Source organism: Vibrio sp. CJQ_6 (genome assembly GCF_043106745.1).
GTDB lineage: Bacteria > Pseudomonadota > Gammaproteobacteria > Enterobacterales > Vibrionaceae > Vibrio > Vibrio furnissii.
In genome coordinates, this window is the sequence record NZ_JBICMV010000035.1 from 210,894 (window position 1) to 224,913 (window position 14,020).

At 51.8% G+C, this 14,020-nt stretch carries 16 protein-coding genes; 10 read left to right on the top strand and 6 right to left on the bottom strand.

All coding sequences use genetic code 11. The annotated features are described in order from the left end of the window. Positions 1 to 447: 447 nt before the first annotated feature. Genes xseB through dxs form a run of 3 tightly spaced genes read left to right on the top strand, consistent with a single transcriptional unit; the run spans position 448 to position 3,482 of the window. Entirely contained in the window at positions 448 to 690 is a 243-nt protein-coding gene (xseB, locus tag ACF8PK_RS18955) for an exodeoxyribonuclease VII small subunit (protein WP_004723988.1), read from the top strand. 21 nt (positions 691 to 711) lie between these two features. Continuing rightward, positions 712 to 1,596 carry a (2E,6E)-farnesyl diphosphate synthase gene (gene ispA, locus ACF8PK_RS18960; protein WP_004723990.1) on the top strand — a complete coding sequence of 295 codons (885 nt, stop codon included), beginning with the start codon at positions 712 to 714 and terminating at the stop codon, positions 1,594 to 1,596. 20 nt (positions 1,597 to 1,616) lie between these two features. Continuing rightward, on the top strand, positions 1,617 to 3,482 hold the full coding sequence (gene dxs / locus ACF8PK_RS18965; RefSeq protein WP_392443039.1) for a 1-deoxy-D-xylulose-5-phosphate synthase: 1,866 nt from the start codon (positions 1,617 to 1,619) through the stop codon (positions 3,480 to 3,482). Between the two features lie 87 nt (positions 3,483 to 3,569). Here dxs and truC read toward each other — a convergent pair whose 3' ends face one another. Together truC and ACF8PK_RS18975 are read right to left on the bottom strand one after the other, a co-directional pair. Next, positions 3,570 to 4,301, bottom strand: coding sequence for a tRNA pseudouridine(65) synthase TruC (gene truC, locus ACF8PK_RS18970; RefSeq protein ID WP_392443042.1), 732 nt, complete (start codon positions 4,299 to 4,301; stop codon positions 3,570 to 3,572). Then, on the bottom strand, positions 4,301 to 4,612 hold the full coding sequence (locus ACF8PK_RS18975; RefSeq protein ID WP_392443044.1) for a YqcC family protein: 312 nt from the start codon (positions 4,610 to 4,612) through the stop codon (positions 4,301 to 4,303). Before ACF8PK_RS18975 ends, truC begins: the two co-directional genes overlap by 1 nt. A 79-nt stretch (positions 4,613 to 4,691) precedes the next feature. Here ACF8PK_RS18975 and ACF8PK_RS18980 point away from each other — a divergent pair, with 79 nt between their 5' ends. Both ACF8PK_RS18980 and ACF8PK_RS18985 read left to right on the top strand, forming a co-directional pair. Continuing rightward, complete coding sequence (locus ACF8PK_RS18980) at positions 4,692 to 5,729, top strand: DUF3549 family protein (protein WP_004723997.1); 1,038 nt, start codon at positions 4,692 to 4,694, stop codon at positions 5,727 to 5,729. Between the two features lie 4 nt (positions 5,730 to 5,733). Beyond that, positions 5,734 to 6,036: a DUF3301 domain-containing protein gene (locus ACF8PK_RS18985; RefSeq protein WP_041942608.1), complete on the top strand. Its 303-nt coding sequence runs from the start codon at positions 5,734 to 5,736 to the stop codon at positions 6,034 to 6,036. Here the strand turns inward: ACF8PK_RS18985 and ACF8PK_RS18990 are convergent. After that, a complete protein-coding gene (locus ACF8PK_RS18990) occupies positions 5,993 to 6,520 on the bottom strand; it encodes a GNAT family N-acetyltransferase (protein WP_172475402.1) in 528 nt (175 codons plus the stop codon). The two genes, ACF8PK_RS18985 and ACF8PK_RS18990, sit on opposite strands and share 44 nt — an antisense overlap. Positions 6,521 to 7,366: 846 nt before the next feature. On the opposite strand from ACF8PK_RS18990, the gene ACF8PK_RS18995 reads away from it, so the two are divergent. After that, positions 7,367 to 7,657, top strand: a complete 291-nt coding sequence (locus tag ACF8PK_RS18995; RefSeq protein WP_004724002.1) for a hypothetical protein — start codon at positions 7,367 to 7,369, stop codon at positions 7,655 to 7,657. After that, positions 7,657 to 8,109 (top strand): YaiI/YqxD family protein, encoded by a 453-nt coding sequence (locus tag ACF8PK_RS19000; protein WP_143679386.1) that lies wholly within the window; start codon positions 7,657 to 7,659, stop codon positions 8,107 to 8,109. Before ACF8PK_RS18995 ends, ACF8PK_RS19000 begins: the two co-directional genes overlap by 1 nt. Positions 8,110 to 8,182: 73 nt before the next feature. Here the strand turns inward: ACF8PK_RS19000 and ACF8PK_RS19005 are convergent, their stop codons facing one another. From ACF8PK_RS19005 to ACF8PK_RS19015, 3 genes are all read right to left on the bottom strand, one after another. Then, positions 8,183 to 9,769, bottom strand: coding sequence for an AbgT family transporter (locus ACF8PK_RS19005; RefSeq protein WP_115333232.1), 1,587 nt, complete (start codon positions 9,767 to 9,769; stop codon positions 8,183 to 8,185). A 223-nt stretch (positions 9,770 to 9,992) separates the two neighbouring features. Beyond that, positions 9,993 to 10,118, bottom strand: coding sequence for a type B 50S ribosomal protein L36 (ykgO, locus tag ACF8PK_RS19010; protein WP_038152722.1), 126 nt, complete (start codon positions 10,116 to 10,118; stop codon positions 9,993 to 9,995). Continuing rightward, positions 10,119 to 10,376, bottom strand: a complete 258-nt coding sequence (locus ACF8PK_RS19015) for a type B 50S ribosomal protein L31 (RefSeq protein ID WP_392443049.1) — start codon at positions 10,374 to 10,376, stop codon at positions 10,119 to 10,121. Between the two features lie 239 nt (positions 10,377 to 10,615). On the opposite strand from ACF8PK_RS19015, the gene tsaA reads away from it, so the two are divergent. From tsaA to ACF8PK_RS19030, 3 genes are all read left to right on the top strand, one after another. Then, positions 10,616 to 11,311 carry a tRNA (N6-threonylcarbamoyladenosine(37)-N6)-methyltransferase TrmO gene (tsaA, locus tag ACF8PK_RS19020; RefSeq protein WP_392443052.1) on the top strand — a complete coding sequence of 232 codons (696 nt, stop codon included), beginning with the start codon at positions 10,616 to 10,618 and terminating at the stop codon, positions 11,309 to 11,311. A gap of 146 nt (positions 11,312 to 11,457) precedes the next feature. Further along, positions 11,458 to 13,173 carry a proline--tRNA ligase gene (locus ACF8PK_RS19025; RefSeq protein ID WP_038152724.1) on the top strand — a complete coding sequence of 572 codons (1,716 nt, stop codon included), beginning with the start codon at positions 11,458 to 11,460 and terminating at the stop codon, positions 13,171 to 13,173. Positions 13,174 to 13,280: 107 nt separating this feature from the next. Then, the gene (locus ACF8PK_RS19030; RefSeq protein ID WP_392443055.1) at positions 13,281 to 13,928 is read left to right on the top strand and encodes a tellurite resistance TerB family protein; all 648 of its coding nucleotides are present in this window, start codon (positions 13,281 to 13,283) and stop codon (positions 13,926 to 13,928) included. The last annotated feature ends 92 nt before the right edge of the window (positions 13,929 to 14,020 follow it).

Here is a 14,020-nt window from a genome sequence, read left to right on the forward strand (position 1 = left end):
GATTAGAGATTACTCTCGTTATCGGCAAGAGAATAAATTCTTTAACTTTTTTCTCAATCCGGATGACACATCACCCTGCCCGAGCCAAACGGTAATGAGCCGATGATTGCTCAGCCCGCGGCGGCATCTGCCCGAAAGCGCTCGCCTGCCGCAAGCGGCCATCCCCCACGGTTTGACCCGATCCGGTGCGCAAAAATGCGCTTGAAACGTCTGCATGCCTTGTCAGGCAGTGATATGCTTTTCCCAGTGTATACTCAAATCCTGTTAAGATGCACCTGCGGGCAGCACAGAAATCCAAGTCAAGTTTCAGACTCCGGTGCCATTTTTACGTTTCGTTATCCGTATCCGGTAAAAAGCGCCGTATTTCTGACAAAATTGCTTGGTTAAATTTGACCATCACTACGCCCTAAGGTAACTTTCGTGCATCTTTCCCAAGGCAAAATGATTATGGCGAGCAAGAAACCTGAAAACATGTCCTTCGAAGCAACCATTCAAGAGTTAGATGAACTGGTTGATCAACTGGAAAATGGTGATTTGGCACTGGATGACGCCCTCAAAAAATTTGAGCGCGGCATTGCCCTTGCTCGCTCTGGACAAACTAAGCTCGATGAAGCGGAACAACGTGTTAGCATTTTGCTAAGCAACAGCGACGATGCGCCGCTGAGCGAATTTACCGATCTGCCTGAATAAATGATGACTAAAGAGTGCCCTATGATTGAGGCTCTATCCTCTTTTCAACACCGAAACAATGAGCAGCTTGACCTGTGGTTAAATCGTCTGCCCAACCAGAATCTGCCTCTGATTGAAGCCATGCGGTATGGCTTGCTCTTGGGCGGCAAACGCGCTCGCCCGTATCTGGTGTACATCACCGGGCAAATGCTCGGTTGTGAACCCAGCGACCTCGATACTCCGGCTTCGGCCATTGAATGCATTCACGCCTATTCACTCATTCACGACGATCTGCCGGCGATGGATGACGATGAGCTGCGCCGGGGTAAACCCACCTGTCACATCAAGTTTGATGAAGCGACCGCGATTTTAACCGGCGATGCCCTGCAAACGCTGGCATTCACGATTCTCGCCGAAGGCACGTTGTCTGACGCGGGTGAGATGAACCGCGTGAAGATGATTCAAGCTCTGGCAGAAGCGTCAGGCGCGCAAGGCATGTGTTTGGGTCAGGCTTTAGATTTAGCGGCGGAGAACCGCTTGGTGGCTCTCGACGAGCTGGAAAACATTCATCGCAACAAAACCGGCGCACTGATGCGCTGCGCCATTCGAATGGGTGCGATGGCTGCCGGTCACAAAGGGTTGGATGTGCTGCCACATCTCGACCGATACGCTGACGCGGTTGGACTGGCTTTCCAAGTTCAAGATGACATTCTCGATATCATCAGTGACACCGAAACGTTGGGCAAACCGCAAGGTTCTGATCAACAACTCAATAAAAGCACCTACCCAGCGCTCCTGGGCCTAGAAGGTGCGATGAATAAAGCTCAACTGTTGTATGAGGAAGCGCTTCAGGCACTGCAAGCGATTCCTTACAACACTGAGCATCTCGAAGAGTTCGCCCGATACGTCATCGAGCGCAAAAACTAACACTATAAGCGCGCATAACTATGACTCTTGATATTTCAAAATATCCGACACTGGCTCTGGCAAATTCGCCGGATGAATTACGCAGCATGCCAAAAGAAGTGCTGCCGACGCTTTGTGATGAACTGAGAACCTATTTGCTCAACTCAGTCAGTCAATCCAGCGGCCACTTGGCTTCTGGTCTTGGCACCGTTGAACTGACCGTTGCGTTACATTACGTCTATAACACCCCGTTCGATCAACTGATCTGGGATGTCGGCCATCAGGCTTATCCGCACAAAATTCTGACGGGGCGTCGCGAACAGATGCCAACCATTCGTCAGAAAGGTGGTCTGCACCCGTTCCCTTGGCGCGAAGAGAGTGAATACGACACCTTGTCGGTCGGTCACTCCTCCACGTCGATCAGCGCGGCACTGGGCATGGCGATTTGCGCAGGCCAAGAGGGTGAAAACCGTAAAGTGGTGAGCGTGATTGGCGATGGCGCGATTACCGCCGGCATGGCGTTTGAAGCCATGAACCACGCCGGTGATGTCCACCCTGACATGCTGGTGATTCTGAACGACAACGAAATGTCGATTTCAGAAAACGTCGGCGCACTGAACAACCATTTGGCGCAATTGTTGTCGGGTAATCTCTACACCTCGATTCGCGAAGGCGGCAAGAAAGTGCTCTCCGGCGTTCCGCCCATCAAAGAGTTGGTTCGTCGCACCGAAGAACACCTCAAAGGCATGGTGGCTCCGGGCACTCTGTTTGAAGAGCTGGGCTTTAACTACATTGGCCCAGTGGATGGTCATGACGTTCTGGAACTGACCAAGACGCTGAAAAACATGCGTGAGCTGAAAGGCCCGCAATTCCTGCACGTGATGACCAAAAAAGGCAAAGGGTATGAGCCTGCGGAAAAAGATCCGATTGGTTACCATGGCGTGCCAAAATTCGACCCAAGCCACGACTGCCTGCCAAAAAGCACCAGTACTAAACCGACTTTTTCGAAAATTTTCGGTGACTTTTTGTGCGACATGGCCGCGCAAGATCCCAAGCTGATGGCGATCACGCCTGCCATGCGCGAAGGCTCAGGCATGGTGCGGTTCTCAAAAGAGTATCCATCGCAATACTTTGATGTGGCGATTGCTGAGCAACATGCGGTGACCTTAGCGACCGGCATGGCGATTGCTGGCCATCACCCCATTGTGGCGATTTACTCCACCTTCCTGCAACGTGGTTACGATCAACTGATCCACGATGTGGCGATCATGAACCTGCCGGTGATGTTTGCCATTGACCGCGCGGGTCTGGTGGGAGCCGATGGTCAAACGCATCAAGGTGCCTTTGATCTGAGCTTTATGCGCTGCATTCCGAATATGGTGATCATGGCGCCTGCCGATGAAAATGAGTGTCGTCAAATGCTCTACACCGGCCACCAACATCAAGGCCCTAGCGCCGTGCGTTACCCTCGTGGCAATGGCATGGGCGTCGCGCTGGAAGAGACATTCACCGCGCTTGAGCTGGGCAAAGGTCGCCTCATGCGCCAAGGTGAAAAAGTGGCGATTCTGAGCTTTGGCACCCTGCTGCCCCACGCGCTACAAGCCGCCGAAGCGCTCGATGCTACCGTGGCGGACATGCGTTTTGTGAAACCGCTGGATGAAGCCCTCATCACTGAACTGGTCAACACGCACGATGTGCTGGTCACGCTGGAAGAGAACGTGGTTGCGGGCGGCGCCGGTGCCGGCGTGGTGGAATGGATGATGAAAAACAAGCTCATCAAGCCTGTGCTCAACTTAGGTTTGCCGGATCAATTTGTTCCGCAAGGCACTCAAGACGAGATGCACCACGAACTGGGCTTAGATGCCGAAGGCATTGAGCGCGCGGTGCGCGATTACCTCGCCAAATAAAATGCGGAATGCATGAAAAAAGCCTTCTCCAAGAGAAGGCTTTTTTATGGCTGAAACGACATCAATGACATCGCTGACAAAACCTTGCTAGGCGGATGGCTGCGGCGCACACCAGTCAAACAGGGCAAACAAGCGCTGCCAAGTGGCATCAAACCCCGCGCGCAGTACCAGTTCTTGTTCGGTATACGGATGCACGAAACGCAGTTCGCTGGCGTGTAGCATCAAGCGATGCGCGTCATACACCTCTCGGTACAGGCGGTTGTGTTTGCCATCACCATGGGTGGTATCGCCAACAATTGGATGACGCAAATGCGCCATGTGGCGACGCAACTGGTGCTTGCGCCCAGTTTTCGGCTTCATTTCCATCAGGCAATAGCGCGTGGTGGGAAACTTACCCGTCGAATGTGGCACTTCCACTTTAGCAAGCGGTTGATAAGCAGTGACCGCGTCTTGCGGCGCTTTATCTTGCTTGGCAAATTTATCGGCGATTTTATCCAGCTCTTCTTTGAGTGGGTAATCCAACACATCCCCTGCTTCAATCCAGCCACGCACAATTGCATGATAGGTTTTTTCCATTTCATGGTTGGCGAACATGGGCATCATGTTTGCCGCAATCTCACTGGACAAGGCAAACACCAACACTCCAGAAGTGGGGCGGTCCAGACGATGCAACGGAAACACGTGCTGGCCAATCTGATCGCGCAGCGTTTGCATCACAAATTGCGTTTCGTGTTTATCCAACCAACTGCGATGCACCAACATACCCGCAGGCTTGTTGACGGCAACGATGTAGGCGTCCTGATAAATAATCTCCAGCATTACAGCGATACCTTATCGAGTTGATATAAGACCTGCATGACGGAAGCAAACTCTTGGCGCTCTTTCCACGCCTCTTCAAAATAGGGCGACAACGTAAAACCTGCGGGCAACGCCATCTGCTGCTCAATCATCTGCTGCATACGCGGCACAAAAATCCACTGTAGCCATTCGTGGGGCGCCAGCGTATCGATCGCAAACGGCTGAGTGCTTTGCAACGCCTGCACATCGGGCGCCGAATCTTGCCAAGCTCCGGATGCACGCAGTGCCTCTTCCAGTTGCTGCAACAGTGTGAAAATTGTGGCGGCGGTCATTATCTTTACTTCCTAGCCTTGAATTAGCGGCGAATGATACCATCTATTGAACAAAGAAAGTTAGGACCAATTTGCTCCCATGGATACCATTCATACTCTCAGTGAGCTGCTAAAAAATAGCGGCTGCCAATATCAGGTGTTTGACTTAGGACGCCGCATTCAAGCGATTGATACCGCGCAATTTGAACAAGTGGAACTCGGCCACCAACCTTACCCTTACCCGCTAAAACGCACGGCGCATTTGGCGATTGTGTATTGGAACGAATCCAACCAACCTTGGATCTGGTTTTTGAAATTCACGCTGGATGAGCGCGGCTTGTTGGCGCAAGCCGATGTGGGTCAATTCATCAAATACGTGATTGAAGCCATGGGCACGCGACTCAATCAGGAGATGAGCGACGAACAGCAACAAAAGCTGGCCAACAACCCTTACACCTTCAAACCGGCCGACGACAAAATGGCGGTGTTCCACAGCCAAATTCGCGCCCAATTGGGGCTACCATGCAGCCAATACTATGAACATGCACAGCACTATTTTACTGGCGATTTGGGATGGGAGAATTGGCAAACCGTTGGCTTACAAGGGATCACCGATATTTGTGCCCGCTTAGGCCAAGAACAAAATGGTGTTTTGCTGCGCAAAGCGCTCAACCACCTGCCGCCTCAGCCGCTGTATGCATTGCTCGGTGCGTTGGAGCACATCGCGCTGCCAGAAAAACTGGCTGCACGCCTTCAAGAGCATGCAGAGGCACAAATCGCAGCTCACGAGCCGGATCTGTTTTTGCTTTCAGCCCTCGTGCGTGCCTTGTCCGGCGCTCCGGCGGCAATACAAAGTCAAGTATTGGATGCAGTGCTAAACAGCCCGCGCTTGAGCCACCCAGAAGTGCTGATTGGGATTGCTGGCCGCAGTTGGTCGATGCTTGCCGACAGCGGTCGCGCTCAGCGCTTTTTACTGCGTTTGGCACAAAGCGGAAATCAGTCGTTGTTCAACCAGTTGTTTGCGGATTTGGTGATGCTGCCTGAGCTGCGCCTCGTGCTCCTGCCGTTGCTACACACCAGCCCGTCCCCAGAACTGGCGCAAGCCCTGATGAACCTGCAACAGTCGACGAAAGGGTAAATGCATGATTGGTGACCTGTTGAGCATTGTGCTGTTTAGCCTCGTCTGCTTTGCATTCTGGCAACAGCGTCGCCAGTCCGAACTCGCCAAAGCCCGCATTGCGCGCAAGTGCGACGAACTCGAGCTGCAACTGCTGAGTGTCTCGTTTGGGCACCACAAATGGAAAACGCCCGATCATCGCTGGCGTTGGCATACCGTGTATTATTTTGAGTTTTCAGCGCTCGGTGACGACTGCTATCAGGGCCATTTGATCATGCGCGGTTTTACGCCGCAGGCATTCCATGTGCCACCGCATCGTATGGTGTAGCCGTTTCTTCTTTCAGCCACGCAAACTCGTAATACGGGCCAAATGCGTCTTCATTCACCCCCAGCAGGTGAAAACCGAGCTTGTGTAAAATCGCAATCGAGGGGTAATGTTGCAAATTCACGGTCGCAGAGACTTTCTCTAAATGGAGTCGTTGACATATTTTGGGGAAAAACGCCAACAGCGCTTCGCTGGCTAAACCTTGTCCCCAATACGCTTTGTCAAAGATATACCCCAGTTCAGCCTGCCCATCTTCTATGGAAACAAACACATGGCCCATGTATTCGCGGTTGTAATTGTCCAGTACCGCCATGGCATGGAGCGTGGGGTCGTGCAGCACACGTTGAAAGAGTTGTTTTGCGGAGGCGACCGTTTTCGGGCCGTTCATCTGAGCGCGGTTTTTCGCACAGCAGTTGAGCATGAGGAAATCAGACTCAAACGATTCTGTGTAAGGAATAACAAGCGTTCTGCGTGTCACTATTGTCACTGACAATCCTTGTTTACAGCAATTCCGAATAACCAAATTGGCCCTTCCTAGCCCTAGGAAAGTAGCCGAAAATTAAACCAACTGAGATGACATCGTATTGATCTGGATTGCGATTTGTTCGTTATTTTATAAATTGATTCGCACGAATCGCATGGCCTGACATCAACCGTCAGGATAGCGCGTGGCACATCACGCTTGGAAAGATTAAGAAAAGCCCCGATACACGGGGTATCGGGGCTTAAGTCTTACTCGCAGCAGTCCGGCTACTGATGATTGCTCCATGCATCATCCATAATAGTGACAGAATCCTTCTGCCTCGTCCTCGCATCGCCGTCCTAGCGGTGTCCGTTATTCCCTATTGCCAACCGTTCCTGATCAGCACACATCACTTGTTCCCTGAGCGGTGTCCTTGCCATCATCCTGATGGGGTTCCGACCTCATCCCGAGGTGTCCTGTGCAGTCCTTGCCAGTTTACTCCGTGTAAACCGTCGATTCCGTTCGAAATCCTGCCATCCGTGTGACGATGTATCCGTTATCGCCATCTTCATCCTGAAACCACCGTCCAGTGGTGAATCCAAATCCGTGTCAGTTCCCTTCCGACAGGGTTCAATTTACGCCACTGCGTTTTTTTCGCAATGCCCCCCAAAACATTATTTTCATCCTGAAAGAGAGCGCATAAAAACAAACACTAAAAATCAAACACTTAAAACGATTACATCGCATTTTTCTCGTCACAAAAATCCATTGTCTTACACATCATGTAAGAGATCTCTTACAACGCATTCCCTCTTTTGCTCGCCATGAAATATCAGTAAGATCACCCCAATGACTCAAAAGGGACAAACAATGCTCACCAAAGACGTAACTCAAGAGCTGGAAGCGATTCTGACCAGTCTCCACCACGAAGGCAAAGAGCCCAGCGTGGCCTTAGTGAAAGCCCGCTTGTCGACCTCGGTGCCGATGCCCGCGCTGATCACCATCATCAAAAGCTGGAAAAGCGCCCATCGCGTGCCCAAAGTGGAAGTGGCTGCACCGTCGACGACGGAAAACGATCGTCTTAGCGCACTGGAACAACAAGTGGCAGAACTGACGCAGCGCGTGCACGCGTTGGAAGCACAATTGGCAGGTCAATCATGATGAAATTATGGGTCGATGCGGACGCCTGTCCGAAAGTGATTCGCGAGACGCTGGTTCGCGCCGCAGAACGCACGGGGATTGAATGTACGTTTGTAGCCAACCATTTGGTGCCGGTGCCCAAGCGCGACAACATTCGAAGCCTACAAGTGGCGAGCGGATTTGATGTGGCCGACAACGAAATCGTGCAACGCGTCGCGGCGGGCGATTTGGTGATCACATCCGACATTCCGCTGGCCGATGAAGTGATTACCAAAGGCGCGCTGGCACTCAGCCCTCGCGGTGAGCTTTATACCAGCGAAACTATCAAAGCGCGCCTCAATATTCGTGACTTTATGGACACCATGCGCTCCAGCGGCATTCAAACCGGCGGCCCGGCCGCACTGTCGCAAACGGAACGACGTGAATTCGCTAACCACCTCGACCGCATTTTGGCCAAGCACCAGACGCGCTAAGCGGAATTAAAAAAACCTGCGCTGAGCGCAGGTTTTCGTTGTCATTGACCGTCATTTGTTTATGGTCAATCGCTTATGGCGTGTAGTACGTCGCGGCACCCGGGCCCACCGGCAAACCGAACACAAAAACCCACACGTAGAACAGCAGACTCCAGCCAACAATAAACATCACAGAGTACGGCAGCATGGTGGCGATCAACGTACCAATGCCCAAGTTCTTCATGTAGCGCGTGGCTACGGCCAAAATCAAGCCGAAGTAGCTCATCATCGGCGTGATGATGTTGGTGGTCGAGTCTCCAATGCGGTACGCCGCTTGAATCACTTCGGGTGCATACCCCACCAGCATCAGCATCGGCACGAAGATCGGTGCGGTCACCGCCCACTGGGCCGACGCAGAACCAATCATCAAGTTAATGAAGCCACACATCAAAATGAAAGCAAAGAACAGCATCGGCCCCGTCAAGCCAATGTCTTGCAGGAATTCAGCGCCAGCAACTGCAAACACTTGACCGAAATTGGTCCACTTGAAAAACGCAACAAACTGCGCCGCAAAGAACACCAACACGATGTACATGCCCATCGATGACATCGACTTCGCCATCGCATCAATCACATCACGGTCGGTTTTCATCGTGCCCACAATCTTGCCGTACACAAAGCCAGGAATCGCGAAGAAGACGAAGATGAATGCCACGATACTTTTCAGAAACGGAGAACCGGCAATTTGACCATCTGCCGAACGCAGAATGCCATCCGCCGGAACCACGGTCCAAGCCAACAAGGCACTCACAACAAGTACAGCCACACCCGCCCATTTGAGCGCTTTTTTCTCTAGCGCTGTCAGGGTGCCCATTTTGTCGTGCGACAGATCTTCCGCCGCTTCTTCATCGTTGTATGCGCCCAGTTTCGGCTCAACGATTTTCTCGGTCACAAATGCGCCCATCGCGGCAATGAAGAAGGTCGACACAAACATGAAGTACCAGTTCACTTCAGGCCCTACGGTGTATGTCGGGTCAATCATCTGCGCCGCGGTTTCGGTGATCCCCGACAGCAGCGGATCCACCGTGCCGATCAGCAAGTTGGCCGAATAGCCGCCAGACACCCCTGCAAACGCCGCCGCCAAACCGGCCAACGGGTGGCGACCCAAAGAGTGAAACAGCATCGCCGCAAGAGGAATCAACACCACATAACCAAGCTCCGATGCAGTATTGGAAATGATACCGGCAAATACCACCGTCACGGTGACCATGCGCTGAGACGCGCCCATCACCAAGCCACGCATGGCCGCAGAAAGCAGACCAGAGTACTCCGCAATCGCCACGCCCAACATGGCCACCAACACAGTACCCAACGGCGCAAAGCCAACAAAGTTTTTCACCAGATTGGTAACAATCAGCTGCAAGCCTTCCGCATTGAGCAAGCTGACCACGTGAATCATGCCATCCGCAGCGCGCCCTTTGGCGCCTTCCGGACGCGGATCCATGACTGACAATTCAAAGTAACCGGCCACACCAGATGCCAGCAAAATGGCTAAGCAGAACAGCGCAAACAGCGTAATGGGATGGGGCAATAGGTTCCCCAAATATTCAACACCATCTAAGAAGCGGGTAAAAAAGGGCTTTTTTGGTGCAGGTTGGTTTATTGAAGCAGATGAACTCATCCGTTCCCTCCTTGTAGTAATTCCTGAGCAAATGTGACGGAAATGTCAAAAGCTGGCGCAGAGTACTTGAGGAAGGGAACAGATTAAAATCACAAATGTTACAAATGATTTCAAAATAAGAATAATGTAACGCAAACAAGCTAATCAATCAGATTATAAAACCATTAACAACACATAAGATAAAATAATATCAATGGACGTCATTATTAAATATGCCAATCACTTACCGTTGCACGGCTTTAAACCTCGGATTAGTTTTGCAAATGACATACAAACGCCCGCGGCGCTTGACGATCTGGCAATCTGGATGGCGATTTTTTGCGCTTTTGAGTGAACTCAGTACTTTCATTTATTGCTCCTTCACCCCAAAACGGGAAAAACGACGATTGAAGTTAGCGATTCGGCCCTCTTGCTGTACCGCTCGCTGTTTACCGGTGTAAAACGAATGCGATTCCGACGACACATCGATCGCCATGTAGGGATAGGTTTTACCTTGCCATTCGATGGTTTGATCGGTTTGCAGCGCAGAACCAATCACAAAATAGTGATCGATGCTGGTGTCGTGGAACACCACCGGTCGATAGTTCGGATGAATGCCTGCTTTCATACTTTTCTCCTTGGGTAAATTGTTATGTTATAACATTTTAAATAATAGTAATTCTCACCTGAGGAGTTTTGCAAGCGATTTGTCGAGAGGAATATGCTATTTTTTGCCAAGTTCATCGGCATACCAGCCCTCCGCTTCGGTAAAACAGCCACTTAGCGCGCTGGTACGATGTGATTTTTTTTCGGCGCGTGACGCGCAAAATTTGCCGCCCATCATCGGTCGGCGTGAAGTAGGAAGTTATGCACACCATCGATCCGATTGCGGTTATCGAAAGCCCGTATCAAGAAAAGTTTGCCGTGCCCCGTCAGCCACGTTTGGTGCCGAGCGCCCGCGCCCGCGTCAAACTGTTGGGCGAAATCAACTGCCCAGAGGCCGTGCGTGGCATTGAGCAATTCAGCCATCTGTGGTTGTTGTTTTTGTTTGATCAGAACCTGCAAGCGGGTTGGAAACCGACCGTACGCCCGCCGCGTCTCGGAGGCAATGAGCGTATTGGGGTGTTGGCCTCACGCTCAACATTTCGCCCCAATGGCATTGGCATGTCCGCGGTTGCCTTGCGTGGCGTCAGCAAACAGGGCGATCAGATCTATCTCGATCTCGGCAGCGTCGATCTGGTGAATGGCACACCGATCATCGACATCAAACCGTATATTCCCTACGCCGATGCGATTGCTGATGCGCAAGGCGGCTATGCGGAAGCCGAGCCAGAGCTCGCGCAAGTGACCTTTTCCCCGGCCGCGCTAGAGGTGTTGCATCGCTCGCCTCATGGCGTAGAGCAGCAAGCCGTGATTCACGAAGTGCTGGCCCAAGATCCACGTCCGGCGTACAAAAAAAACAAACCGGACATGAAGGAATATGCGGTCAATTTGTACGATTTGAACGTGAAATTCACGGTGAACGATAACTTAGTGACAGTGACCGCAATAGAACGCTTTTGACAAAAGCAATAGGCTGATATTATGAGCCGCTAATTTATTTTTAGTCGCGACCGATACCCTTGTGAATCCATTCAGCGGCCCAAAAGGCCAACTTGAACACTCCAAGGCGTTGCGATTCCTTAAAACTTTGAAAAACGGATACTTAAATGCGTACCAGTAACTATCTTCTTTCTACTCTGAAGGAGACTCCAAACGACGCAGAAATCGTGAGCCACCAGCTCATGCTACGTGCAGGTATGATCCGTAAGCTAGCCTCAGGTCTTTACACCTGGCTACCTACTGGTCTGCGCGTATTGCGTAAAGTCGAAAACATCGTTCGTCAAGAAATCGATCGCGCAGGTGCTATCGAAACGTTGATGCCCGTTGTTCAGCCGTTTGAACTTTGGGAAGAGACAGGGCGCAGCGAGAAGATGGGTCCTGAGCTGCTTCGCTTTACTGACCGTCACGTTCGTCCGTTTGTTCTTAGCCCAACAGCAGAAGAAGTGATCACTGCGCTCGTACGTAACGAAGTGAGCTCTTACAAACAGTTGCCGCTGAACCTGTACCAAATCCAAACCAAATTCCGTGATGAACGCCGCCCACGTTTCGGCGTGATGCGTGCTCGTGAATTCTCCATGATGGATGCGTACAGCTTCGACCTTGACAAGCAAGGCCTGCAAAAATCTTACGACGCCATGCATGCCGCTTACTGCAAAGCGTTTGATCGCATGGGTCTGGATTACCGCCCAGTGCTAGCAGACAGTGGCGCGATCGGTGGTAACGGTTCGCAAGAATTCCACGTCCTCGCAGAAAGCGGCGAAGATTTGATCGTGTTCTCAACAGAATCCGATTACGCAGCCAACATCGAAAAAGCTGAAGCCTTAGCGCCAGCCGCTGCAGCCGACGCACCAACCCAAGCGATGACGCTGGTTGATACGCCAAACGCGAAAACCATCGCGGAATTGGTTGAGCAACACGGTCTGCCAATCGAGAAAACTGTTAAAACCCTGTTTGTAAAAGCGTCTGACGAGGTCGATGCTGCGATCATTGCGTTGATCGTACGCGGTGACCACGAACTGAACGAAATCAAAGCAGAAAATCTGCCTGAAGTGGCCGCGCCGCTAGAAATGGCTGGCGAAGAAGAAATTCGCGCCCTGATCGGTGCAGGCCCTGGTTCACTGGGTCCTGTCGGTCTGGAACTGCCATTCATCGTGGACCGCACTGTCGCGGTCATGAGCGACTTTGGCGCTGGCGCCAACATCGACGGCAAACACTACTTCGGCATCAACTGGGGTCGTGACGTCGCACTGGGTAAAGTGGCGGACCTACGTAACGTCGTGGAAGGCGATCCAAGCCCATGTGGCAAAGGCACCCTGATGCTAAAACGTGGTATCGAAGTGGGTCACATCTTCCAACTGGGCACCAACTACTCTGAAAAAATGAACTGTAGCGTGCTTGGTCCAGACGGCAAAAACGTGATTCTGGAAATGGGCTGTTACGGCATCGGTGTTTCACGTGTGGTTGCTGCAGCGATTGAACAGAACAACGACAAATACGGCATCATCTGGCCAGATGCGATTGCACCGTTCCAAGTGGCGATCGTGCCAATGAACATGCACAAATCAGAGCGCGTTCAACAAGCAGCAGAAAAACTGTACGCTGAATTGAGTGCCGCTGGCATCGACGTACTGTTTGATGATCGTAAAGAACGCCCAGGCGTGATGTTCTCAGATATGGAGCTGATCGGTGTTCCTCACACCATCGTGATCGGTGACCGCAGCATGGACGAAGGCAACTTCGAATACAAAAACCGTCGCAACGGTGAAAAAACTGCGATTGCCATCGACCAGATCGTTGAACACATCAAAGCGCAACTGGCTTAATCGCCAACTGAATTTGAAAAGCTGCCTTCGGGCAGCTTTTTTTATGCGATTAATCGTGGGTTCATCTGCCCCTTTCTAGACTGTCTAGACACTCAAGGAGGTGACTTATGGATCTGAAAGCGTTACTCAATCAAGCGCTGAATTCAGAATGGGGGCAAAAAGGCACCCAGCACGCGCAATCCCTCACCCGCGATAAAAGCACACTCGCCACATTCGGCGCCGGCGCGCTTGGTGGCGGCCTGCTTGGCGCATTGATGGGCTCGAAGAAAAGCAAGAAGTTGGGTAAAAGCGCGCTGAAAATCGGCGGCGCAGCGGCTTTGGGTGCCTTGGCGTACAAGGTATATAACGATTGGCAAGCCAAACAGCCAGCTTCTGCCCCACCGGCAGCCACCTTCGATGAACACAATCCCCGCCATGAGTTACTGATCCTCAAAGCAATGATCGCGGCGGCCAAAGCCGACGGCCATGTTGATGAGCACGAAATGGCACACATCAATCAAGCCGTGCAACAATTGGGGGCCGACGCTGGCGTACAAACCTTGATTGAGCTGGAATTGAAGAAACCGCTCGATCCGGCAGACATTGCCCGCCTCGCACAAACGCCGGCTCAAGCCGCCGAACTCTACCTCGCATCGTGCTTAATCATCGATGAGCAGAGCTTTATGGAAAAAGCGTACTTAAGCGAATTAGCGAAACAGCTTCGCTTGGACGACGCGCTGATCGCCGAACTCCATCAACAAGTCCGCGAAGAATAAATCGCCAATTGCACGCGGAATTTGCGCCAACGCAAACCGCAGTTTTGTCAGCGGGGAGCGGTGTGTGTATATTGGACGCAGAGACTTTTTTA

What these genes read in the sequence shown, in the direction of transcription:
- tsaA (WP_392443052.1), top strand. Translation starts at nt 10,616, where the DNA reads ATGCACACCATCGATCCGATTGCGGTTATCGAAAGCCCGTATCAAGAA.
- ACF8PK_RS19005 (WP_115333232.1), bottom strand. Translation starts at nt 9,769, where the DNA reads ATGAGTTCATCTGCTTCAATAAACCAACCTGCACCAAAAAAGCCCTTT.
- ACF8PK_RS19000 (WP_143679386.1), top strand. Translation starts at nt 7,657, where the DNA reads ATGAAATTATGGGTCGATGCGGACGCCTGTCCGAAAGTGATTCGCGAG.
- dxs (WP_392443039.1), top strand. Translation starts at nt 1,617, where the DNA reads ATGACTCTTGATATTTCAAAATATCCGACACTGGCTCTGGCAAATTCG.
- ACF8PK_RS18980 (WP_004723997.1), top strand. Translation starts at nt 4,692, where the DNA reads ATGGATACCATTCATACTCTCAGTGAGCTGCTAAAAAATAGCGGCTGC.
- ACF8PK_RS19015 (WP_392443049.1), bottom strand. Translation starts at nt 10,376, where the DNA reads ATGAAAGCAGGCATTCATCCGAACTATCGACCGGTGGTGTTCCACGAC.
- ACF8PK_RS19030 (WP_392443055.1), top strand. Translation starts at nt 13,281, where the DNA reads ATGGATCTGAAAGCGTTACTCAATCAAGCGCTGAATTCAGAATGGGGG.
- ykgO (WP_038152722.1), bottom strand. Translation starts at nt 10,118, where the DNA reads ATGAAAGTACTGAGTTCACTCAAAAGCGCAAAAAATCGCCATCCAGAT.
- ispA (WP_004723990.1), top strand. Translation starts at nt 712, where the DNA reads ATGATTGAGGCTCTATCCTCTTTTCAACACCGAAACAATGAGCAGCTT.
- truC (WP_392443042.1), bottom strand. Translation starts at nt 4,301, where the DNA reads ATGCTGGAGATTATTTATCAGGACGCCTACATCGTTGCCGTCAACAAG.
- xseB (WP_004723988.1), top strand. Translation starts at nt 448, where the DNA reads ATGGCGAGCAAGAAACCTGAAAACATGTCCTTCGAAGCAACCATTCAA.
- ACF8PK_RS18985 (WP_041942608.1), top strand. Translation starts at nt 5,734, where the DNA reads ATGATTGGTGACCTGTTGAGCATTGTGCTGTTTAGCCTCGTCTGCTTT.
- ACF8PK_RS18995 (WP_004724002.1), top strand. Translation starts at nt 7,367, where the DNA reads ATGCTCACCAAAGACGTAACTCAAGAGCTGGAAGCGATTCTGACCAGT.
- ACF8PK_RS19025 (WP_038152724.1), top strand. Translation starts at nt 11,458, where the DNA reads ATGCGTACCAGTAACTATCTTCTTTCTACTCTGAAGGAGACTCCAAAC.
- ACF8PK_RS18975 (WP_392443044.1), bottom strand. Translation starts at nt 4,612, where the DNA reads ATGACCGCCGCCACAATTTTCACACTGTTGCAGCAACTGGAAGAGGCA.